Source organism: Ramlibacter sp. bp-362, from assembly GCF_054956735.1.
Genome location: NZ_JBUDXE010000005.1, coordinates 98,771 through 117,537, shown reverse-complemented (window position 1 = coordinate 117,537; position 18,767 = coordinate 98,771). Strand labels below are relative to the sequence as shown.

Sequence of the window (18,767 nt, the reverse complement as noted above, 5' to 3'; positions counted from 1 at the left end):
CGTGAACGGCGCGAAGCTGCCGGCCCTGGCCGGCCTGGTGCTGGCGGCGGCGCTGCTGCCGCAGTCCGCGCTCGCCGAGACGCACACCGTGACCATGGAGGGCATGAAGTTCCAACCCCAGGTGGTCACGGTGAAGCGCGGCGACACGATCGTGTGGCGCAACCGCGACGTGGTGCCGCACACCGCGACGGCGGCGGGGCTGTTCGATTCGGGCGGGATCGCCAATGGGAAGTCGTGGTCGCACGTGGCTTCCAAGGCGGGCCGCCACGACTACGTGTGCACCTACCACCCTGGCATGAAAGCGACGGTGGTGGTGCAATGAGCGGCATGAGCACACTCCGTTCCGTCGCCCCGGCGACCCAGGTCGACGACGCCGCGCTCGTGCAGCGCGTGCTGGCCGGCGAGGGCACCAGCTTCGAACTGCTGATGCGGCGCTACAACCAGCGCCTCTACCGCGTCGCGCGCTCCATGCTGCGCGACTCGGCCGAAGCGGAGGACGCGCTGCAGGACGCATGGCTCTCCGCCTTCCAGGCGATGGGCAACTTCCGCGGCGAGGCGAGCCTCGCCACCTGGTTGTCGCGCGTGGTCGTCAACCAGTGCCTGGTGCGGCTGCGCCGCCAGGCGCGCCGCGACAACATCGTGCCCATGGTGTCCATGGGCGGGCCGGAAGACGAGGAGTACGCCGCCATGCCGACCACCGAAACGGAAACGCCCGACAAGGCGCTGGTGCGGGCGGAGCTGCGCGCCGTGCTGGAGCGCAAGCTCGACGAACTGCCCGAAGCCTTCCGCACGGTCTTCGTGCTGCGCTGCGTGGAGGAGCTGAGCGTCGAGGAAACCGCGCGCTGCCTCGACATCCCCGAGGCCACCGTGCGCAGCCGCCATTTCCGCGCCCGCAGCATGCTGCGCGAGTCGCTGGCGCAGGACATCGACGTGGCCGAGCGCGACGTGTTCTCCTTCGACGGCGAACGCTGCGACCGCATCGTCGCCGGCGTGCTGGCCCGGCTGGGCCTGCGCTAGCTCGCCGGTCCCCGCAAACCTTGCCTCCGGCAGGGATGCGGGGATCGTCGTACACTCGGGGGCTCCCCCAACACCGCCTCCTCTCGTGCACGGAGGCGGATGAGCCCCGACTCCGCCGCCGGCCCGCGCACCGTCCCCGGTGCGCCCGCGCTCCCCAGGCGGGTCCTCGCTCCTGAACTCCCGCCCGCACCGGGCGCAACGCGCGGCGCGCCCTTCGGCGCGCGCCGCTGCATCCCGTGGTCCGGCCCCCGGACCGCATTCGAAAGGACTGCATGGCGAAGGAAGAATTGATCGAAATGCGCGGCCGCGTCGAGGAAGTGCTGCCCGACTCCCGCTTCAAGGTGGTGCTCGAGAACGGCCACACGCTGATCGCCTACAACGGCGGCAAGATGCGCAAGCACCGCATCCGCGTCATCGCCGGCGACGACGTGACGCTGGAGATGTCCCCCTACGACCTGAACAAGGGCCGCATCATGTTCCGCCACCTGCCTCCCCGCACGGGCGGCGGCGTTGCGCGCCCGCCGGTCCGGCGTCGCTGAGGCGACCTGCTCCCTCTCCCGCTTGCGGGAGAGGGCGGGGGTGAGGGTCATCGAGGGCTGATCCGGCCGAGAAGAATGTCCAACTCCGCCTCGGCCGTGTCGAATTCCTGCACCCGCGCCGGGGAATACATCTCGATCGACAGGGCTACCGCAGGCCGCAAGAGCAGCCCTTGCGGGGTTGTCTCCGCGACCAACAAATCGTTCGCCTTCAGCCCGAGCTCCTCGCGCAGCTTGGCCGGCAGGGTGATCGCTCCCCGGGCTGTGACACTCACGATGGTTCCCATGATCGCGTTTTACTGGAACGGCTCAGGTTCTGCAAAACGCAAGATCCATCTCAAGGTGCCTGAGGCGGGGCAACCCCGCCGGCCAGCCAGGCCAGTTCCTCCGCCGTGAAGCCCGCGCTGCGCCGCGCTTCCTCGTTGAAGGGCGGATGCAGCCGCGGCGCGGCGTAGCGCTCCACGAGCGCCGGATAGTGCGCGACGGGATCCAGTTGCTCGCGCTCGCACAGCCACCGGTACCAGCGATTGCCGATCGCGACGTGGCCCACCTCGTCGCGCAGGATCACGTCCAGGATCTCCACAGCCCGCAGGGCCGCCGGCGTCCCGACCTGGCGCAGCTTCTGCTGGATCTGCGGCGTCGCGTCCAGCCCGCGTGCTTCCAGCGTGCGCGGCACCAGCGCCATGCGCGCGACCACGTCGTCCCTCGTCTTCTCGCACATCGCCCACAGGCCGTCGTGCGCCTCGAAGTCGCCGTAGGCGTGGCCCAGCGTCGCCAGGTGGTCCGCCAGCAGCGTGAAGTGGAAGGACTCCTCCGCCGCCACGCGCAGCCAGTCGTGGTGGAAGGCCTCCGGCATGTCCTCGAAGCGCCAGGCGGCGTCCAGGGCCAAGTTGATCGCGTTGAACTCGATGTGGGCGATGGCATGCAGCAGGGCGGCCAGGCCTTCGGGCTTCGCCGGCGAGCGCCGCGGCACGCGCGCCGGATGGACCAGGCGCGGCAGGTCCGGCCGGCCGGGCAGCGTGGCCGGCGGCTCGGGTGCGGTGGGTGAGATCGGCAACTGCCGGGCATCCGCGAACAAGGCCGTGGCCAGCGCGGCCTTCGCGCGCGGGTCGGCCGCGCAAAGCGCCTGCAGAGCCCGTTGGCGGAGCTCCATCCCTACAATTCTAGTTTTTGTCCAGGAACGACCGAATGGCGATCTACGAACTCGACGGCAAGGCGCCGCAACTGGCAAAGGGCGCATGGGTCGCCGACAACGCGGAGGTGATGGGGCAGGTGGAACTGGCGGAGAACGCCAGCGTCTGGTACGGCTGCGTCGTGCGCGGCGACACCGAGAAGATCCGCATCGGCCGCAACAGCAACATCCAGGACGGCTCGGTGCTGCACGCGGACGAGGGCGTGCCGCTCACCATCGGCGACAACGTCACCGTGGGCCACCAGGTCATGCTGCATGGCTGCACCATCGGCGAGGGCTCGCTGATCGGCATCCAGGCCGTGGTGCTCAATCACGCGAAGATCGGCAAGAACTCGATCGTGGGCGCCGGCAGCGTGGTGACCGAGGGCAAGGAGTTCCCGGACAACTCGCTGATCGTGGGCGCCCCCGCGAAGGCGATCCGCACGCTGGACGCCGGGCAGATCGCGAAATTCCAGACGATTCCCCAGCACTACGTGGAGAACGCGCAGCGCCACGCCCGGCGCAAGAAGATCGGCTGATGTCCGAGCTGCACAAGTTCCTGTTCGACGGCCTGCCCGTGCGCGGGCAGATCGTGCGCCTGACCGACGCCTGGCAGGAGATCCTGGCGCGCCGCCGCGCCGACGACGCGGCGACGCCCTGGCCCTGGCCGGTGACGCGCATGCTGGGCGAGATGGCGGCGGCCGGCGCGCTGATGCAGGCCAACATCAAGTTCAACGGCGCGCTGGTCATGCAGATCTTCGGCGAGGGGCCGGTGAAGGTGGCGGTGGCCGAGGTGCAGCACGACCTGAGCCTGCGCGTGACCGCCAAGGTGGTGGGCGAGGTGGATTCCGGCGCGCACCTGCAGGACCTCGTGAACGTGAACGGCCGCGGCCGCTGCGCGATCACGCTCGACCCCAAGGACCGCCTGCCGGGCCAGCAGGCCTACCAGGGCGTCGTGCCGCTGAACGCGAGCCACGGCACGGACAAGCCGAACCTGGCCGACGTGCTGGAACACTACATGCGCCAGTCCGAGCAGCTGGATACCAGGCTGGTGCTGGCCGCCGACGCGAACGTCGCGGCCGGCCTGCTGATCCAGCGGCTGCCCGCCGAGGGCGAGGCCAACCTGGGCGGCGCCCAGGGGCTGGACCCGGCGGAGCAGATGGAGCACTTCAACCGCATCGCGACGCTCGCGGGCAGCCTCACCGGCGACGAACTGCTGCAGCTGGACGTGGAGACCATCCTGCGGCGCCTGTTCTGGCAGGAGCGCATCCTGAGGTTCGATGCGCTGACGCCGCGCTTCGCCTGCACCTGCAGCCGCGAACGCGTCACCGGCATGATCCGAGGGCTGGGGCAGGAGGAGGCCGAGAGCATCCTGGCCGAGCGCGGCGAGATCGACGTGAGCTGCGATTTCTGCGGCCAGCACTACCGCTTCGACGCCGTCGACGCGGCCCAGATCTTCATGGCCCCGGGCGACCAGCCGCCGGGGTCGTCGACGATGCAGTGAGCCGGAAGAGGCGGTGCTCGCACTCCGGGTCGCTGCACTTCTCGCACATCCACACCCAGGGCCGCTGCGCCTCCGCCGTGCGCTCGCGCCCGAAGGGCAGCACGCCGCGGGAGGCGAGGGCGTCCAGGGCGGACGCCAGCCGCTGCGGGCCCTGGCCGTAGACCACCTGGAAGGGGATGGCCGCATCCTGCAACTGCGAGCGCACCAGCGCGTCGACCTCCTCGCGGGAATGCGCGGCATCGCGCTGGAGGCCGTCGGCCACCCAGGGTAGGTCCAGTCCCGTGACCAGCGTCGCGTCGTAGCCGCGCTGGCGCTCCAGCGCGAAGCGCAGCAGCTCGCCGTCGGGAAACAGCATGCCCGCGTAGATCGCGACCATGAGCGATGTGGTGTCCGCGACCACGAAGTCCGCGGAAGCCGCCGCTTCGTCCACGCGGTGTTCCTGCTCCCGCGCGATCGCGAGCTGTTCTTCGGGGCGGGGGGCGCGGCCGGCGCGGGTGCACCATTCGCGCAGGACTTCGGGGACGGCAACGGCGCGGAGGCCGCGCTCGCGCAGGTGCGCGGCCAGTTCCGCCGCCAATTGCGACTTGCCGGTGCTCTCGGCACCGAGCACCGCAATGCGCGTCATTTGACGATCTGGACCAGCACCTCGTTGGGCTTGACCATGCCCAGCTCGGAGCGGGCCTTCTCCTCGACCATGTCCAGGCCTTCCTGGAGGTCGCGCACCTCCTCGGCCAGGCGCGCGTTCGCCTGCCGGGCGACCGTGTTGTTCGCGCGCTGTTCGTCGAGCGTGCGCTGCAGGTGGGCCACGTCGCCGACGCTGCCGCGGCCCAACCAGAGCTGGGCCTGCACCACGGCCAGCAGGCCGATCAGCAGGGCGGCGACGAGCCTGGAGTCCACTACCTCAGGTTGTAGAAGGCCGCGCGGCCGGGATACTGGGCGATCTCGCCCAGGTCTTCCTCGATGCGCAGCAGCTGGTTGTACTTGGCCATGCGGTCGCTGCGCGACAGCGAGCCCGTCTTGATCTGGCCCGCGTTGGTGCCGACGGCGATGTCGGCGATGGTGGAGTCCTCGGTCTCGCCCGAGCGGTGGCTGATCACGGCCGTGTAGTTGGCGCGCTTGGCCATCTCGATCGCGGCGAAGGTCTCGGTGAGCGTGCCGATCTGGTTGATCTTGATCAGGATCGAGTTGGCGATCTTCTTCTCGATGCCTTCCTTCAGGATCTTCGTGTTGGTGACGAACAGGTCGTCGCCCACCAGCTGCACCTGGCTGCCCAGGCGCTCGGTCAGCAGCTTCCAGCCGTCCCAGTCGCCCTCGGCCATGCCGTCCTCGATGCTGATGATCGGGTACTTCGACACCCAGCTCTCCAGCACGCCGGCCCAGTCGGCCGCGTTGAGGCGCTGGCCTTCGGCCGTGAGGTCGTAGATGCCGTCCTTGTAGAACTCGCTGGAGGCGCAGTCCAGGCCCAGCGCGACCTGCTCGCCCGGCTGGTAGCCGGCCTTCTCGATCGCCTGCAGGATCATCTGGATCGCGGCCTCGTGGTTCTCCACGTTCGGGGCGAAGCCGCCTTCGTCGCCGACGGCCACGCTCATCCCCTTGTCGTGGATGATCTTCTTGAGCGCGTGGAACACCTCGGCGCCGTAGCGCATCGCCTCGCGGAAGCTGGGCGCGCCCACGGGGATGATCATCAGCTCCTGGAGGTCGAGGTTGTTGTTGGCGTGCGCGCCGCCGTTGACGACGTTCATCATCGGCACCGGCAGCTGGCAGCCGTTCATGCCGCCGAAGTAGCGGTACAGCGGCAGGCCGGATTCCTCGGCCGCGGCGCGGGCGACGGCCATGGAGACGGCCAGCATCGCGTTGGCGCCCAGGCGGCTCTTGTTCTCGGTGCCGTCCAGGTCGATCAGCGTCTTGTCGAGGAAGTTCTGCTCGGAGGCGTCGAGGCCCAGCACCGACTCGGAGATCTCGGTGTTGATGTGCTCGACGGCCTTCAGCACGCCCTTGCCCAGGTAGCGCTTGGGATCGCCGTCGCGCAGCTCGATGGCCTCCCGCGAGCCGGTGGAAGCCCCCGAGGGCACGGCCGCACGGCCCATGGTCCCCGACTCCAGCAGGACGTCGCACTCCACGGTGGGATTCCCGCGCGAGTCCAGGATCTCGCGTCCGACGATGTCAACGATGGCGCTCATTCAGTGGTTCTCTTTTCGTTTTTCAAACAGCCAAGCAGCCGGACGCAGAGGTCGCAAAGGTTACGCAAAAGTCGCAAAAGAGGCAGAAGACATTTTTATGAATTCCTTTGCGACCTTTGCGAAACCTTTGCGACTTTCGCGTCCGGCAGCCCGCATTCAGGCCCCTTCGATCAGCACCATCCGCATCACGGCGGCGCCTTCGCGGGCCTTCTTCGCGGCCTGGTATTCCGGGGAGTGGTACCACTCCAGGGCTTTTTCCTTCGAGGGGAATTCCATCAGCACGGTGCGGTCGGGCGTCCAGTCGCCTTCCAGCACTTCGACGGCGCCGCCGCGCACCATGGGCTGCACGCCGTGGGCCTGGAAGGCCTGCGTCGACAGCTTGCGGTACTCGTCGTATTGCTGCGGGTTGGTGACCTTGACGTTCGCGAGGATGTAGTACTTAGGCAAAGTGGTTCTCCAGGAAGCCGTTCTTCTTGGTGACGCGGTCCAGCGCCACCAGCGTTTCCAGCAGCGCGCGCATGTGCTTCAGCGGCACCGCGTTGGGCCCGTCGGACAAGGCCTTGGCCGGGTCCGGGTGGGTTTCCATGAACAGGCCGGCCACGCCGACCGCCACCGCCGCGCGCGACAGCACCGGCACGTGCTCGCGCTGGCCGCCCGAGCTGGTGCCCTGGCCGCCAGGGAGCTGCACGGAGTGGGTGGCGTCGAACACCACCGGCGCGCCGGTCTCGCGCATGATCGCCAGCGAGCGCATGTCCGAGACCAGGTTGTTGTAGCCGAAGCTCGCGCCCCGCTCGCAGGCCAGGAAGCTGTCTTCCGGCAGGCCCTTCTCGCGGGCGGCGTCGCGCGCCTTCTGGATCACGTTCTTCATGTCGCCGGGCGCGAGGAACTGGCCCTTCTTGATGTTCACCGGCTTGCCGGACTGGGCGACGGCGCGGATGAAATCGGTCTGGCGGCACAGGAAGGCCGGCGTCTGCAGAACGTCGACCACCTGGGCGACGCGCGGCACTTCCGCCTCGGTGTGCACGTCGGTGAGGATAGGCACCTGCAGCTCGCGCTTCACCTTGGCCAGGATCTCCAGGCCCTTCTCCATGCCCGGGCCGCGGAAGCTGGCCCCTGACGACCGGTTGGCCTTGTCGTAGCTGCTCTTGAAGATGAAGGGGATGCCCAGGGAAGAAGTGATCTCCTTCAGCTGGCCCGCCACGTCCATCTGCAACTGCTCGGACTCGACGACGCAGGGACCGGAAATGAGGAAGAAGGGCTGGGCGAGCCCGACTTCGAAACCGCACAGCTTCATTTAGGCGACAACCTTGAGGGACTTGCCGCCGGCGGCCCCGAGGGCCCCCGCCTGGTGCTGGCACGCGGCGTGGATGAAGGAATTGAACAGCGGGTGGCCGTCCCACGGCGTCGACTTGAATTCCGGGTGGAACTGCACGCCCATGAACCAGGGATGCACGTCCTGCGGCAGCTCCACGATCTCGGTGAGGTGCTCGCGCTGCGTCAGTGCCGAGATCACCAGGCCGGCCTTGCGCAGCGTGTCGAGGTACTTGACGTTCGCTTCGTAGCGGTGGCGGTGGCGTTCCGTCACCACGTCGCCGTAGATCCTGTGCGCCAGCGTGCCGGGGGCGACGTCGGAACTCTGCGCGCCCAGGCGCATGGTGCCGCCCAGGTCGGACTGCTCGCTGCGCACCTGGATCGCGCCGCTCGCGTCCTGCCATTCGGTGATGAGGGCGATCACCGGGTGCGGCGTCTGCGGCTCGAACTCGGTGCTGTTGGCGCCGTGCAGGCCGGCGACGTCGCGCGCGTACTCGATGGTCGCGACCTGCATGCCAAGGCAGATGCCCAGGTAGGGGACCTTGTGCTCGCGGGCGAAGCGGGCCGCGGCGATCTTGCCCTCGATGCCGCGCTTGCCGAAGCCGCCGGGCACCAGGATGGCGTCGTACTGGGCGAGCTGGTTGACGCTGTCGGGCGTGATGGTCTCGGAATCGAGGTAGTCGACCTTCACGCGCACGTGGTTCTTCAGGCCCGCGTGGCGCAGCGCCTCGTTGAGCGACTTGTAGCTGTCCGACAGGTCGACGTACTTGCCGACCATGGCGATGTGGACCTCGCCGCGTGGGTGCTCCACCTCGTACACGAGGTCGTCCCAGCGCTTCAGGTTGGCCGGCGGCGTGCCCAGGCGCAGCTTGTCGCAGATCAGGCCGTCCAGGCCCTGCTCGTGCAGCACGCGCGGCACCTTGTAGATGGTGTCGACGTCCGGCATGGAGATCACGCCCCAGCGCGGCACGTTGGTGAACAGGCTGATCTTCTCGGCCTCGTCCTCGGGGATGCGGCGGTCGGCGCGGCACAGCAGGGCGTCGGGCTGGATGCCGATCTCGCGCATCTTCTGCACCGTGTGCTGCGTGGGCTTGGTCTTCAGCTCGCCGGCGGCCTGGATGAAGGGCACGTAGGTGAGGTGGACGAAGGCGGAGTTGTTGGGGCCCAGCTTCAGCGCCATCTGGCGCACCGCCTCCAGGAAGGGCAGGGACTCGATGTCGCCGACGGTGCCGCCGATCTCGACGATCGCCACGTCCACGTCGCCGGCGCCGCGGCGGATGAACTCCTGGATCTCGTTGGTGACATGCGGGATGACCTGCACCGTCTTGCCCAGGTAGTCGCCGCGGCGTTCCTTCTCCAGCACGCTCTTGTAGATCTGGCCGGTCGTGAAGTTGTTCGCCTTGCGCATGCGCGTGGAGACGAAGCGTTCATAGTGGCCGAGGTCCAGGTCGGTCTCCGCGCCGTCGTCGGTGACGAACACCTCGCCGTGCTGGAAGGGCGACATCGTGCCCGGATCCACGTTGATGTAGGGATCGAGCTTGATCAGGGTGACTTTGAGGCCCCGCGACTCCAGGATCGCTGCGAGGGAGGCTGAGGCGATTCCCTTGCCCAGGGAGGACACCACACCGCCGGTGACGAAGACGAATTTGGTCATGTCGGTCGGGAGGGCGGCTCCCGGGAGGTGGTAAAGCGAGATTATAGAGGTCCCTTACACTCCGCAGCCATGAACGATCTCGCCGGCAAGCACATCGTCCTGGGCCTGACGGGCGGGATCGCCTGCTACAAGGCCGCGGATCTGTGCCGGGCCCTCGTCAAGGAGGGCGCGCAGGTCCAGGTGGTGATGACCAACGCCAGCGAGCAGTTCATCACGCCCGTGACCATGCAGGCGCTGTCGAACCGGCCCGTGTTCACCTCGCAGTGGGATGCCCGCGAGCCGAACAACATGCCGCACATCAACCTGTCGCGCCAGGCCGACGCCATCCTCGTCGCACCCTGCAGCGCGGACTTCATGGCGAAGCTGGTGCAGGGCCGGGCCGACGAACTGCTGTCGCTGATGTGCCTCGCCCGCCCGATCGAGCGCGTGCCGCTGCTGATCGCGCCGGCGATGAACCGCGAGATGTGGGCCCATCCGGCCACCCAGCGCAACATGGCGCAGCTGGCCGCCGACGGCGCCACCATCCTGGGCGTGGGCAGCGGCTTCCAGGCCTGCGGCGAGACGGGCGACGGCCGCATGCTGGAGCCGCAGGAATTGCTGGAGGACCTCGTCGCCTTCCTGCAGCCCAAGCGGCTGGCGGGCCGCAAGGTGGTGATCACCGCCGGCCCCACCTTCGAGGCGATGGACCCGATCCGCGGCATCACCAACCATTCGTCCGGCAAGATGGGATTCGCCATCGCCCGCGCCGCGCGCGAAGCGGGCGCCGAGGTCGTGCTGGTGGCCGGGCCCGTGAGCGTGCCCACGCCGCGCGGCGTGCGCCGCGTCGACGTGAAGTCGGCCCGCGAGATGCTCGCGGCCACGCAAGCCGAGACGCCGCGGGCCGACGTGTTCATCGCCGCGGCCGCCGTGGCCGACTGGCGGCCCGTCACCGAAGCGGACCGGAAGATCAAGAAGGACGGCAGCGGAAGCGCGCCGGTGCTCGCCTTCACCGAGAACCCCGACATCCTCGCGACGGTCGCGAAGACCGAACGCGCGAAGAGCGGCGCGCTGTTCTGCGTCGGCTTCGCCGCGGAGAGCCACGACCTCGTGAAGCACGCCAAGGCCAAGCGCGAGCGCAAGGGCATCCCGCTGCTGGTGGGCAACATCGGCCCGCTCACCTTCGGCCAGGACGACAACCAGATGCTGCTGGTGGACGCGGAGGGCGCCACCGAGCTGCCCCGCGCCTCCAAGATCGAATGCGCGCGCCGGCTCGTCGCCGAGATCGCGCGTCGCCTGCCGCGCGCCTGAAACACCCCGAATGCAAGTCGACGTCAAGATCCTCGATCCGCGCCTGGCGGACCAGTTGCCCAGCTACGCCACGCCCGGCAGTGCCGGCCTGGACCTGCGCGCCTGCCTCGATGCGCCGCTCACGCTGGAGCCGAACGCCTGGCAGCTGGTGCCCACCGGCATCGCCATGTGGCTGAAGGACCCGGGCTACGCGGCGCTGATCCTGCCGCGCTCGGGCCTCGGCCACAAGCACGGCATCGTGCTCGGCAACCTGGTCGGCCTGATCGACAGCGACTACCAGGGCCAGCTGATGGTGAGCGCCTGGAACCGCAGCGACACGGCCTTCACGCTGCAGCCCATGGAAAGGCTGGCCCAGCTGGTGATCGTGCCCGTCGTGCAGGCAAGCTTCCGCGTGGTCGACGACTTCCCGGCGACGCAGCGCGGCGCCGGCGGCTACGGCTCGACCGGGAAGAGTTGATGCCGGCCGGCGTGCGCGCCGGCTGACAGCGTGTCCATCGATCTCCTACGCCAAACAGCGGGAATGACGGCGCCCGCGTCGGAGGCGGTCCCGCTTGAATGAAGACCACGGCGCGCCCGTGGTGGGCTCCGCCAAGGTCCGATCATCCAACAAGGAGAATTTTCATGAATCTCACCCGACTGACGTCGCTCGCCGTCGGCACCGTGGCCGCCGCCGCGCTCGCCGCCTGCTCGTCCTATCCGCTCGGCCCGACGGCCACCGCCTATCCCACGACCACCACGACCTACCCGGTGGCCACGTATCCCGTGGCGGGCACCGAGTACGGGCGCATCGTGAACATCGAGTACATGCCCGTGGGCACGGCTGCTTCCAGCGGCACCAACATCCTGGGCGCCGTGGTCGGCGGCCTCGCCGGTGCGGCGCTGGGCAACCAGATCGGCAGCGGCTCGGGCCGCACGGCGGCGACGGTGCTGGGCGGCGTGGCCGGCGCGGCGGTGGGCAGCCGCATCGCCCGCAACCAGCAGGGCCTGACCACGCAACCGGGCTATCGCATCACCATGCAGACGGACCAGGGCCTGATGCGCACGTACGAAGTGCCGGCCACCGGCGACCTGCGCGTGGGCGATCGCGTGCGGGTGGACAACGGCGTGATCTATCGCGCTTGACCGGCCTTGCTCCCTCTCCCCTCCGGGGAGAGGGCTGGGGTGAGGGGCGAGCGCGCCTCCACCCTCACCCCAACCCTCTCCCGCCCGCGGGAGAGGGAGCGTTTCAGTCCCCGATGCGGAAGAACCCGGTTCCCAGCGTCCCGGTCCCGATCTCTTCTTCCGTCGCTTCCCGCACGCCTTCCACCTTCAGGTGCAGCCGCAGGGCAATGCCCGCCAGCGGGTGGTTGCCATCGAGCACCACGTGTTCGGGGTAGATTTCCGTGACGGTGTAGAGCAGGTCGCCCGGCGCGTCCTTGCTCGTCGCGCCGGCGGGCAGGCCTTCGTAGGTCATGCCTTCCTGCAGTTCCTGCGGGAACACCGAGCGCGGCTCCAGGAACACGCGCTGCTCGTCGTAGTCGCCGAAGGCGTCCTCCGGCTCCAGGTGCAGGTCCACGCGGTCGCCGGGCTCGTGGCCCTGCAGCGCCTCCTCGATCTTGGCGAGCAGGTCCTTGCCGCCCACCAGGAATTCCACGGGCTCTTCCAGCCGGTCGAGCTCCTCGCCCAGCGTGTCCTTCAGGGTCCAGGTCAGGGCGACGACGCAGTGCGGTGTGATTTCCATAGGAGAATTGTCGCAGCTACCAAGCCAAGCGGATGGACATCGAACGACCTGCGGACCTGCTGGGCGGCCTCTCGCCGTCCCGCTTCATGCAACGCCACTGGCAGAAGAAGCCCCTGCTGGTCCGCCAGGCCTTCCCCGCATTCCAGCCACTGCTGAGCCCGCGCGAACTGTTCGCGCTGGCCGCGCAGGAAGACGTCGAGTCGCGCCTGGTCGTGCGCGACGCCCGCGCCTGGCGCCTGCAGCGCGGCCCCTTCGCGCGCCGCGCCCTGCCGTCGACGAAGCGCCCCGACTGGACGCTGCTGGTGCAGGGCGTGGACCTGCACGTCCCCGCCGCCCACGCGCTGCTGCACGCCTTCTCCTTCCTGCCCGCGGCGCGCCTGGACGACCTGATGATCAGCTACGCCGCCGACGGCGGTGGCGTCGGCCCGCACTTCGACAGCTACGACGTGTTCCTGCTGCAGGCGCAGGGCCGCCGGCGCTGGCGGATCGGCCGCCAGTCCGACCTGCAGCTGCAGCAAGGCGTGCCGCTGAAGATCCTCGAACGCTTCGAGCCGGAAGAGGAATTCGTGCTCGAGCCCGGCGACATGCTGTACCTGCCGCCCCGCTATGCGCACGACGGCATCGCCGAGGGCGAGTGCCAGACCTACTCGATCGGCTTCCGCGCGCCGGCGCAGGCGGAGCTCGCGCGCGAACTGCTGCAACGCATCGCCGACGATGCCGGCGAGTCGCTGCAGGCGACGCTCTATCGCGACCCGCGCCAGCCGGCCACCGCCACGCCGGCTGCCGTGCCGGCCGGATTGAGCGAGTTCGCGCAGGACGCGGTCGCCGCGGCGCTGAAGGACCCGCTGGCGCTGCAGCGCGCGCTGGGCGAATACCTCACCGAGCCCAAGCCGCAGGTCTGGTTCGAGGGCGGACGCGCGCCGCGCCGCCTGCGCTCGGTGGTGCTCGATGCGCGCACGCGCATGCTGCACGACGCGCGCCACGTGTTCATCAACGGCGAGGCCTGGCGCGCCGCGGGACGCGACGCCACGCTGATGCGCCGCCTGGCCGACCGGCGCCGGCTCGACGCCACCGAGCTCGAGCGCGCGAGCGAAGCGGCGCTCGCGCTGCTGCGCTCGTGGTGCGAGGCGGGCTGGCTGCACGCGAACGGGGAGGAAGCATGAACGACGACCGCAGCGCCGGTTCCGCCTTGCCGTCGGGCCGCTTCGAAGGCCGCGAAGCCTTCCGCCAGCTGGTGCGCGACGCGCTCGCCACCGCCGCACGCGAGGGCTGGCGCGAGGTCATCCTCAGCGACGCGAGCTTCGAGGACTGGCCGCTGGGCGAGCGCGCGGTGGCGGAATCGCTGCAGGCCTGGGCGCGCTCCGGCCGCCGGATGGTGCTGCTGGCGAAGAACTACGACCTCGTGCGGCGCCAGCATGCGCGCTTCGCGCAGTGGCGCGTGCTGTGGTCGCACATCGTGAGCGCCAGCGCCTGCCCCGCGGCCGACCCCCTGGACCTGCCCAGCGCGCTCTGGAGCCCGGGCTGGGTGATGGAGCGGCGGGACATCGAACGCTGCAACGGCTGGTGCGGCAGCGAGCCGGAACGGCGGCTCGCTCTGCGCGAGGGCCTGAACGAATGGATGCAAAAGTCAACTCCATCTTTTGCATCAACCACGCTCGGTTTGTAGCCGGAAAGGGTTCGAAATCGAAGGGTCGACTCCGGGAAAATTCCAGTTGACCGTATAATATTTAACTGAGCTGGAAAGCGTTCGCACCCTCCACTCTGTCACCGGCGGCGAGACCCGCCGGGACACGTTTCCGGATACTCGTTCATCCTCAAAGGAAATTGAAATGAAGAAATCGCTCGTTCTCGCGGCCCTGATCGCCGCTGCCGCTCTCGCTGCCTGCGGCAAGAAGGAAGAGCCTGCTCCCGCCCCGGCCCCGGCCGAAGCGCCCGCCGCCGCCCCCGCTCCCGCGCCGGCTCCGGAACCCGCGCCCGCCGCTTCCGCGGCGGCCGACGCCGCTTCCGCCGCCGCTGGCACGGCTTCCGCCGCTGCCGACGCCGCCTCGGGTGCCGCTTCCGCGACCAAGTAAGTCCGGTCGCTCCCATTGCGAAGCCGCCTTCGGGCGGCTTTGTCGTTCCTGGAAAAGAATGCGGGAGGCGAGGGCGGGGCGCGCGCTCAGGCGCTGAGCCAGCCGCTGCCGGCGGGCCCGTCGGCCACGTGGATCTCGGCGGCACTGCCCAGCGCGTCCTGCAGCGCCGCGCGCGCGAGTTCCGGCTTGTTGTTCTGTTCGCTCAGGTGCGCGGCGACCACCTGGCGCAGGCAGCCGGCAGCCAGCAGCGACCGGGCCAGCGCGGCGGCGGCGCTGTTGGCCAGGTGTCCCCAGGCGCCGCCGACCCGCCGCTTCAGGAAGGGCGGGTAGCGCGAGGCCATCAGCATGGCCTCGTCGTGGTTGCATTCCAGCAGCAGCGTCGCGCAGCCGGCCAGCTGCTGCAGCACGTGGGCGCTGACGTGCCCCAGGTCGGTGAGCAGGCCCAGGCGCACCGCCCCGTCGCTGCACGTGAGCTGCAGCGGCTCGCGCGCGTCGTGCGGCACCGTGAAGGGCTGCACCTGGAGCCCGCCGAGCTCGAAGGCGCAGCCGTCGGCGGCCACGCGCAGCAGGCCGTCGAAGTCGGGCTGGCCGAGCGCGGCGTACGTGCCCTCGCTCATGTAGACGGGGATGCGCTCGCGCAGGGCGAGCTGGCGCGCGCAGCCGATGTGGTCGCCGTGCTCGTGGGTGATGAAGATCGCGTCGACCTGCTCGGCGAGCATCCCGGCGGCGCCCAGGCGCTTGTCCAGCTCCCGGATGCCGAAGCCGCAGTCCACCAGCAGGTGCGTGACACCGCTGCCGGCGCGCGCCTGGATCACCGTGGCGTTCCCCGAACTGCCACTGCCCAGGCTCTTGAAGCGGATCACTTCAGGTCGTCGGCGATCACTTGCACGATGCGCTGCGCGTTGTCCTTGCCCGCGGGCGCGCCGTTGACGTCCAGCACCGACACGGTGGTCGTCTGGCCTTCGGTCTTCAGGTTGATGCGGAACTTCAGCGGCTGCTCCGCCGGCTCGGCGCGGCTGAACAGGCGGCCGAAGAAGCCCGGTTCCTTCTTGTCCGGGTTGGGCGGCACGTAGCGCACGAAGTAGGTGCCCTGGCTGCGGTCGCGGTCCTCCACCGTGAAGCCGGTACGGTCCAGCGCCAGGCCCACGCGGCGCCAGGCGCGGTCGAAGGGCTCGTCGAGCAGCACGACCGGCTGGTTGCCCACGCTGGCGACGCGGGCGGTCGGCGGCTGGGAGGGCAGGGCCGTGGCGGCCTGCGCCTGCGCCTGCGGCGTGCCCAGGCGCACCATCAGGCGGCGCAGGAATTCGGCTTCCAGCTCCGGGTCGCTCGGGCGCGGTTGCCAGACCGTCTGGTCCTTCTGCGCGTTGGCGTACACCTCCACCATGCCGCGGTGGCTGATGTAGATCTCGGTGCCGCCGTTGGGCGAGCGCTCCAGGCGGGTCCGGAACTTGTCGCGCTCGGAGGTGGAGTAGGCCGAGTCGATCAGCTTGCCGAGCGTGTTGCGGATGAAATCCTGCGGGATCTTGGCGCGGTTCTCGGCCCAGTCGGTCTCCATGATGCCCAGGTTGGGCTGGTCCATGGCGAGCAGGAAGCCGTTCTCCTGCCAGAAGTCGCGGATGGGGCCCCACAGCTGGTCGGCGGGGCGGTTCACCACCAGCCAGCGCTCGTTGCCGGCGCGTTCCACGCGCACGTCGCCGATGGCCGTGGCGGCGGTCGGCACGCCCGGCAGCGTCTGGCCCACGGCGTAGCTGTTGGCCGAAACGGGGCCGCCGGGCACCACGTAGCGCGACTCGCGCGTGAGCTGCGTCAGGTCGGGCGGCACTTCCAGCGTCTGCCCGCGGGTGGCGCTGCGGTAATCCACCTTGTCGCCGTCGAGCACCGAACAGGCGGACAGCAGGACGGCCGCGGCCAGCAGGCCGGACTTCACGATCAACTTCATCGAAACCCCTCTTGTCTCTCTCGTGCGCACGCTCAGGCCAGCAGGCCGGCGGCGCGCAGCGCGCCTTCCACCACGGGCTCGTTGGCCCGCGACAGCGGCGTCATGGGCAGCCGCAGCGCGCCGCCCATCAGGCCCATGCGCGCCATCGCCCACTTCACCGGGATGGGGTTGGCCTCGACGAACAGGTGCTTGTGCAGCGGCATCAGCCTGCGCTGGATCTCCATCGCGCGCTTCGCGTCGCCCGCGACGGCGGCCACGCACAGCTCGTGCATCAGCCGGGGCGCCACGTTGGCCGTGACGCTGATGTTGCCCTGGCCGCCGCACAGCATGAGCGCCACGGCGGTCGGGTCGTCGCCCGAGTAGATGGAGAAGCCCTTGGGCGCCTGCTGGATCAGCCACTGGGCGCGCTCGATGTTGCCCGTGGCTTCCTTGATGCCGACGATGCCCGGCACCTCGGCCAGGCGCAGCACCGTGTCGTGCAGCATGTCCGCGACCGTGCGGCCGGGGACGTTGTACAGCACCATGGGCAGGTCGCCCGTCGCTTCGGCGATCGCCTTGAAGTGCTGGTACTGGCCTTCCTGCGTCGGCTTGTTGTAGTAGGGCACGACCTGCAGCTGGCAGTCGGCGCCGACCTTCTGCGCGTACTTCGCGAGCGCGATCGCCTCCTGCGTGGAGTTGGCGCCGCAGCCGGCCATGATGGGCACGCGGCCCGCGGCCTGTTCGACGGCCACGCGGATGATCTCGCGGTGCTCCTCGACGTCGACGGTGGGCGACTCGCCCGTGGTGCCGACCACGCCGATGCAGTCCGTGCCTTCCTGGATGTGCCAGTCGACGAGCTTGCGCAGCGTCGGGTAGTCGACGCTGCCGTCGTCGTGCATCGGCGTCACGATCGCCACGATGCTGCCAGTAATCGGTGTCATGGGGTCTCTTCCCGGGGAATGCCTCATTCTAACGAGAGCGGGTAACGCGACGGTGTAGGGGCGGACCCTTCACGGACCGCCGCGATCCGCTGCACGAAGCGCTCCGGGGCCGGCAGGAAGCCGTCCTCGTAGGCGACCACGCGCAGCCCGGCGTAGGCGCGCAGCAGCTCGCCCGGCGCCAGCAGGAAATCGGGGCGCGAGGGCTTGCCGACGGTCTCGTTGCCCTGGGCGAAGGTCTCGTGCAGGAGCACGCCGCCGGGCGCGACGGCCTCCAGGATGCGCGGGAACAGGGGCCGCCAGAGGTAGTTGGTGACGACCACGGCGTCGAAGCGCCGGCCGTCCAGCGGCCAGGGGCCGTTCTCGATGTCGGCCTCGACGGTCTCGGCGATGCCGGCCAGGGCGGCGAGCGCCGCCGCATCCCGGTCCACGGCCGTGACGGCGTGGCGGCGCGCCGCGAACCAGCGCGCGTGCCGTCCGCCGCCGCAGGCGAGGTCCAGCACGGCGCCGCCCGGCCGCACGAGGCCGCCGAAGCGGACGATCCAGGGCGAAGGCGTTTCGCTTCCGTGCATGGCATCAGCGCGGCCGCGCCTCTTCCTTCAGCGCCTTCAGCGCCATGTCCTCCACCACGCCGGGCGCCAGCAGCTTGAGGAAGCGCCCGACCTTGCCCTTGGCCGTCATCACGACCTCGCGCTGGCGCCGCTCCATGCCGTCGACGATCAGCCGGGCGCATTCCTCCACGGACATCAGGTCGTCTTCCTTCAGCCCGCTGGCGCCGGCCGCCTCGCCCTGGGCGTTGTAGCCGCGGTAGCGGATGCGCGTGTCCACCGCGCCGGGGTAGGCGATGGTGACGCTGACGCCGGAGGACTTGAGCTCGGCGCGCAGCGCCTCGAAGAAGCCGGCCATGGCGAACTTGGTCGCCGCGTAGGCGGTGCGCCCCGGCACGCCGACCAGGCCGGAGAGCGAGCTGACCGCAACGATCCGCCCGCGCGTGCCTTTCAGGTGGGGCAGGGCGGCATGCGTGCACCAGACCGAACCCCACAGGTTCACCCGCATCAGGTCCTCGTACCAGCGCAGGTCTTCGGCGCGCACGTCCTCGAACAGCGCCTGGGCGGACATGCCCGCGTTGTTCACCAGCGTGTCGACGTGGCCGAAGGCGCGCACGGCCTGCTCGACGAAGTCGCGGCACTGCACTTCCACGCCGACGTCCATGGCCACGCATTCCACCTGTGCGCCGTGCGCGCGGCACTGCGCCGCCACCGCCTCGAGCTTCTCGCGGCTGCGGCCGGCCAGCGCCAGCGCCTGCCCGGCGCCGTGCTTCGCCGCGAGCTGGCGCGCCATCTCGGCGCCGATGCCGTCGGAGCCGCCGGTGATCAGGGTGACGTTCATGCCCGCAATGTAGCTGAGCGGGCAAATGGCGGCTAAGCTGCGGCAGGAAATCTGGACGTCCGCGGCCTCG

General features: G+C 69.8%; 25 protein-coding genes. 11 read left to right on the top strand and 14 right to left on the bottom strand.

All coding sequences use genetic code 11. The annotated features are described in order from the left end of the window. Window position 1: 1 nt before the first annotated feature. The 3 genes from ACY0MJ_RS08405 to infA all read left to right on the top strand — a co-directional run bounded on the left by ACY0MJ_RS08405 (window position 2) and on the right by infA (window position 1,556). The gene (locus ACY0MJ_RS08405) at window positions 2-322 is read left to right on the top strand and encodes a cupredoxin domain-containing protein (RefSeq protein ID WP_462637931.1); all 321 of its coding nucleotides are present in this window, start codon (window positions 2-4) and stop codon (window positions 320-322) included. Continuing rightward, window positions 319-1,017, top strand: coding sequence for an RNA polymerase sigma factor (locus ACY0MJ_RS08400; protein ID WP_462637929.1), 699 nt, complete (start codon window positions 319-321; stop codon window positions 1,015-1,017). The genes ACY0MJ_RS08405 and ACY0MJ_RS08400 overlap by 4 nt, the downstream gene beginning before the upstream one ends. A gap of 272 nt (window positions 1,018-1,289) precedes the next feature. Further along, window positions 1,290-1,556 carry a translation initiation factor IF-1 gene (gene infA / locus ACY0MJ_RS08395; protein ID WP_462637928.1) on the top strand — a complete coding sequence of 89 codons (267 nt, stop codon included), beginning with the start codon at window positions 1,290-1,292 and terminating at the stop codon, window positions 1,554-1,556. 47 nt (window positions 1,557-1,603) lie between these two features. Here the strand turns inward: infA and ACY0MJ_RS08390 are convergent, their stop codons facing one another. Beyond that, window positions 1,604-1,840, bottom strand: coding sequence for an AbrB/MazE/SpoVT family DNA-binding domain-containing protein (locus tag ACY0MJ_RS08390; protein ID WP_462637927.1), 237 nt, complete (start codon window positions 1,838-1,840; stop codon window positions 1,604-1,606). Between the two features lie 50 nt (window positions 1,841-1,890). Next, the gene (locus ACY0MJ_RS08385) at window positions 1,891-2,706 is read right to left on the bottom strand and encodes a ferritin-like domain-containing protein (protein ID WP_462637925.1); all 816 of its coding nucleotides are present in this window, start codon (window positions 2,704-2,706) and stop codon (window positions 1,891-1,893) included. 35 nt (window positions 2,707-2,741) lie between these two features. Between ACY0MJ_RS08385 and ACY0MJ_RS08380 the strand changes: the two genes are divergently transcribed. Together ACY0MJ_RS08380 and hslO are read left to right on the top strand one after the other, a co-directional pair. Beyond that, on the top strand, window positions 2,742-3,263 hold the full coding sequence (locus ACY0MJ_RS08380) for a gamma carbonic anhydrase family protein (protein ID WP_462637923.1): 522 nt from the start codon (window positions 2,742-2,744) through the stop codon (window positions 3,261-3,263). Continuing rightward, the gene (gene hslO / locus ACY0MJ_RS08375; RefSeq protein ID WP_462637921.1) at window positions 3,263-4,228 is read left to right on the top strand and encodes an Hsp33 family molecular chaperone HslO; all 966 of its coding nucleotides are present in this window, start codon (window positions 3,263-3,265) and stop codon (window positions 4,226-4,228) included. Before ACY0MJ_RS08380 ends, hslO begins: the two co-directional genes overlap by 1 nt. Here the strand turns inward: hslO and ACY0MJ_RS08370 are convergent. The 6 genes from ACY0MJ_RS08370 to ACY0MJ_RS08345 form a co-directional block, all read right to left on the bottom strand. Continuing rightward, complete coding sequence (locus tag ACY0MJ_RS08370; RefSeq protein WP_462637919.1) at window positions 4,182-4,853, bottom strand: AAA family ATPase; 672 nt, start codon at window positions 4,851-4,853, stop codon at window positions 4,182-4,184. The two genes, hslO and ACY0MJ_RS08370, sit on opposite strands and share 47 nt — an antisense overlap. Next, the gene (locus tag ACY0MJ_RS08365) at window positions 4,850-5,125 is read right to left on the bottom strand and encodes a septum formation initiator family protein (RefSeq protein ID WP_462637917.1); all 276 of its coding nucleotides are present in this window, start codon (window positions 5,123-5,125) and stop codon (window positions 4,850-4,852) included. Before ACY0MJ_RS08365 ends, ACY0MJ_RS08370 begins: the two co-directional genes overlap by 4 nt. Beyond that, the gene (gene eno, locus ACY0MJ_RS08360) at window positions 5,125-6,408 is read right to left on the bottom strand and encodes a phosphopyruvate hydratase (protein WP_462637916.1); all 1,284 of its coding nucleotides are present in this window, start codon (window positions 6,406-6,408) and stop codon (window positions 5,125-5,127) included. The genes ACY0MJ_RS08365 and eno overlap by 1 nt, the downstream gene beginning before the upstream one ends. Before the next feature lie 156 nt (window positions 6,409-6,564). Then, window positions 6,565-6,855: a DUF1330 domain-containing protein gene (locus tag ACY0MJ_RS08355; protein ID WP_462637914.1), complete on the bottom strand. Its 291-nt coding sequence runs from the start codon at window positions 6,853-6,855 to the stop codon at window positions 6,565-6,567. After that, window positions 6,848-7,702, bottom strand: coding sequence for a 3-deoxy-8-phosphooctulonate synthase (gene kdsA, locus ACY0MJ_RS08350; protein ID WP_462637913.1), 855 nt, complete (start codon window positions 7,700-7,702; stop codon window positions 6,848-6,850). The genes ACY0MJ_RS08355 and kdsA overlap by 8 nt, the downstream gene beginning before the upstream one ends. After that, a complete protein-coding gene (locus ACY0MJ_RS08345; protein WP_462637912.1) occupies window positions 7,703-9,373 on the bottom strand; it encodes a CTP synthase in 1,671 nt (556 codons plus the stop codon). Window positions 9,374-9,442: 69 nt separating this feature from the next. Here ACY0MJ_RS08345 and coaBC point away from each other — a divergent pair, with 69 nt between their 5' ends. The 3 genes from coaBC (at window position 9,443) to ACY0MJ_RS08330 (ending at window position 11,782) form a co-directional block, all read left to right on the top strand. Beyond that, on the top strand, window positions 9,443-10,660 hold the full coding sequence (gene coaBC / locus ACY0MJ_RS08340) for a bifunctional phosphopantothenoylcysteine decarboxylase/phosphopantothenate--cysteine ligase CoaBC (RefSeq protein WP_462637911.1): 1,218 nt from the start codon (window positions 9,443-9,445) through the stop codon (window positions 10,658-10,660). 10 nt (window positions 10,661-10,670) lie between these two features. Further along, complete coding sequence (gene dut, locus ACY0MJ_RS08335) at window positions 10,671-11,117, top strand: dUTP diphosphatase (RefSeq protein ID WP_462637910.1); 447 nt, start codon at window positions 10,671-10,673, stop codon at window positions 11,115-11,117. A 164-nt stretch (window positions 11,118-11,281) separates the two neighbouring features. Beyond that, complete coding sequence (locus ACY0MJ_RS08330; RefSeq protein WP_462637908.1) at window positions 11,282-11,782, top strand: outer membrane lipoprotein; 501 nt, start codon at window positions 11,282-11,284, stop codon at window positions 11,780-11,782. 103 nt (window positions 11,783-11,885) lie between these two features. On the opposite strand, the gene ACY0MJ_RS08325 is transcribed toward ACY0MJ_RS08330, so the two are convergent. Further along, window positions 11,886-12,380, bottom strand: coding sequence for an FKBP-type peptidyl-prolyl cis-trans isomerase (locus ACY0MJ_RS08325; protein WP_462637906.1), 495 nt, complete (start codon window positions 12,378-12,380; stop codon window positions 11,886-11,888). Between the two features lie 32 nt (window positions 12,381-12,412). Here ACY0MJ_RS08325 and ACY0MJ_RS08320 point away from each other — a divergent pair, with 32 nt between their 5' ends. From ACY0MJ_RS08320 to ACY0MJ_RS08310, 3 genes are all read left to right on the top strand, one after another. Further along, window positions 12,413-13,543, top strand: a complete 1,131-nt coding sequence (locus tag ACY0MJ_RS08320) for a cupin domain-containing protein (RefSeq protein WP_462637904.1) — start codon at window positions 12,413-12,415, stop codon at window positions 13,541-13,543. Continuing rightward, window positions 13,540-14,046, top strand: a complete 507-nt coding sequence (locus ACY0MJ_RS08315) for a hypothetical protein (RefSeq protein ID WP_462637903.1) — start codon at window positions 13,540-13,542, stop codon at window positions 14,044-14,046. The genes ACY0MJ_RS08320 and ACY0MJ_RS08315 overlap by 4 nt, the downstream gene beginning before the upstream one ends. Window positions 14,047-14,209: 163 nt before the next feature. After that, the gene (locus tag ACY0MJ_RS08310; protein WP_462637902.1) at window positions 14,210-14,452 is read left to right on the top strand and encodes a hypothetical protein; all 243 of its coding nucleotides are present in this window, start codon (window positions 14,210-14,212) and stop codon (window positions 14,450-14,452) included. Between the two features lie 86 nt (window positions 14,453-14,538). Here the strand turns inward: ACY0MJ_RS08310 and ACY0MJ_RS08305 are convergent, their stop codons facing one another. From ACY0MJ_RS08305 to ACY0MJ_RS08285, 5 genes are read right to left on the bottom strand one after another with little or no spacing between them, the layout of a single operon-like run. Then, window positions 14,539-15,315 (bottom strand): MBL fold metallo-hydrolase, encoded by a 777-nt coding sequence (locus tag ACY0MJ_RS08305; protein ID WP_462637901.1) that lies wholly within the window; start codon window positions 15,313-15,315, stop codon window positions 14,539-14,541. Further along, a complete protein-coding gene (bamC, locus tag ACY0MJ_RS08300; protein ID WP_462637900.1) occupies window positions 15,312-16,391 on the bottom strand; it encodes an outer membrane protein assembly factor BamC in 1,080 nt (359 codons plus the stop codon). The genes ACY0MJ_RS08305 and bamC overlap by 4 nt, the downstream gene beginning before the upstream one ends. A 32-nt stretch (window positions 16,392-16,423) precedes the next feature. Next, window positions 16,424-17,338 carry a 4-hydroxy-tetrahydrodipicolinate synthase gene (gene dapA / locus ACY0MJ_RS08295; protein ID WP_462637899.1) on the bottom strand — a complete coding sequence of 305 codons (915 nt, stop codon included), beginning with the start codon at window positions 17,336-17,338 and terminating at the stop codon, window positions 16,424-16,426. Further along, window positions 17,335-17,880, bottom strand: coding sequence for a class I SAM-dependent methyltransferase (locus ACY0MJ_RS08290; RefSeq protein WP_462637897.1), 546 nt, complete (start codon window positions 17,878-17,880; stop codon window positions 17,335-17,337). The genes dapA and ACY0MJ_RS08290 overlap by 4 nt, the downstream gene beginning before the upstream one ends. Window positions 17,881-17,884: 4 nt before the next feature. Next, window positions 17,885-18,697: an SDR family oxidoreductase gene (locus ACY0MJ_RS08285; protein ID WP_462637895.1), complete on the bottom strand. Its 813-nt coding sequence runs from the start codon at window positions 18,695-18,697 to the stop codon at window positions 17,885-17,887. Window positions 18,698-18,767: the final 70 nt, after the last annotated feature.

What these genes read in the sequence shown, in the direction of transcription:
- infA (WP_462637928.1), top strand. Translation starts at nt 1,290, where the DNA reads ATGGCGAAGGAAGAATTGATCGAAATGCGCGGCCGCGTCGAGGAAGTG.
- ACY0MJ_RS08380 (WP_462637923.1), top strand. Translation starts at nt 2,742, where the DNA reads ATGGCGATCTACGAACTCGACGGCAAGGCGCCGCAACTGGCAAAGGGC.
- ACY0MJ_RS08315 (WP_462637903.1), top strand. Translation starts at nt 13,540, where the DNA reads ATGAACGACGACCGCAGCGCCGGTTCCGCCTTGCCGTCGGGCCGCTTC.
- ACY0MJ_RS08325 (WP_462637906.1), bottom strand. Translation starts at nt 12,380, where the DNA reads ATGGAAATCACACCGCACTGCGTCGTCGCCCTGACCTGGACCCTGAAG.
- eno (WP_462637916.1), bottom strand. Translation starts at nt 6,408, where the DNA reads ATGAGCGCCATCGTTGACATCGTCGGACGCGAGATCCTGGACTCGCGC.
- ACY0MJ_RS08330 (WP_462637908.1), top strand. Translation starts at nt 11,282, where the DNA reads ATGAATCTCACCCGACTGACGTCGCTCGCCGTCGGCACCGTGGCCGCC.
- ACY0MJ_RS08320 (WP_462637904.1), top strand. Translation starts at nt 12,413, where the DNA reads ATGGACATCGAACGACCTGCGGACCTGCTGGGCGGCCTCTCGCCGTCC.
- ACY0MJ_RS08370 (WP_462637919.1), bottom strand. Translation starts at nt 4,853, where the DNA reads ATGACGCGCATTGCGGTGCTCGGTGCCGAGAGCACCGGCAAGTCGCAA.
- ACY0MJ_RS08390 (WP_462637927.1), bottom strand. Translation starts at nt 1,840, where the DNA reads ATGGGAACCATCGTGAGTGTCACAGCCCGGGGAGCGATCACCCTGCCG.
- kdsA (WP_462637913.1), bottom strand. Translation starts at nt 7,702, where the DNA reads ATGAAGCTGTGCGGTTTCGAAGTCGGGCTCGCCCAGCCCTTCTTCCTC.
- dapA (WP_462637899.1), bottom strand. Translation starts at nt 17,338, where the DNA reads ATGAGGCATTCCCCGGGAAGAGACCCCATGACACCGATTACTGGCAGC.
- ACY0MJ_RS08285 (WP_462637895.1), bottom strand. Translation starts at nt 18,697, where the DNA reads ATGAACGTCACCCTGATCACCGGCGGCTCCGACGGCATCGGCGCCGAG.
- ACY0MJ_RS08385 (WP_462637925.1), bottom strand. Translation starts at nt 2,706, where the DNA reads ATGGAGCTCCGCCAACGGGCTCTGCAGGCGCTTTGCGCGGCCGACCCG.
- ACY0MJ_RS08345 (WP_462637912.1), bottom strand. Translation starts at nt 9,373, where the DNA reads ATGACCAAATTCGTCTTCGTCACCGGCGGTGTGGTGTCCTCCCTGGGC.
- bamC (WP_462637900.1), bottom strand. Translation starts at nt 16,391, where the DNA reads ATGAAGTTGATCGTGAAGTCCGGCCTGCTGGCCGCGGCCGTCCTGCTG.
- ACY0MJ_RS08400 (WP_462637929.1), top strand. Translation starts at nt 319, where the DNA reads ATGAGCGGCATGAGCACACTCCGTTCCGTCGCCCCGGCGACCCAGGTC.
- ACY0MJ_RS08310 (WP_462637902.1), top strand. Translation starts at nt 14,210, where the DNA reads ATGAAGAAATCGCTCGTTCTCGCGGCCCTGATCGCCGCTGCCGCTCTC.
- hslO (WP_462637921.1), top strand. Translation starts at nt 3,263, where the DNA reads ATGTCCGAGCTGCACAAGTTCCTGTTCGACGGCCTGCCCGTGCGCGGG.
- ACY0MJ_RS08290 (WP_462637897.1), bottom strand. Translation starts at nt 17,880, where the DNA reads ATGCACGGAAGCGAAACGCCTTCGCCCTGGATCGTCCGCTTCGGCGGC.
- dut (WP_462637910.1), top strand. Translation starts at nt 10,671, where the DNA reads ATGCAAGTCGACGTCAAGATCCTCGATCCGCGCCTGGCGGACCAGTTG.
- coaBC (WP_462637911.1), top strand. Translation starts at nt 9,443, where the DNA reads ATGAACGATCTCGCCGGCAAGCACATCGTCCTGGGCCTGACGGGCGGG.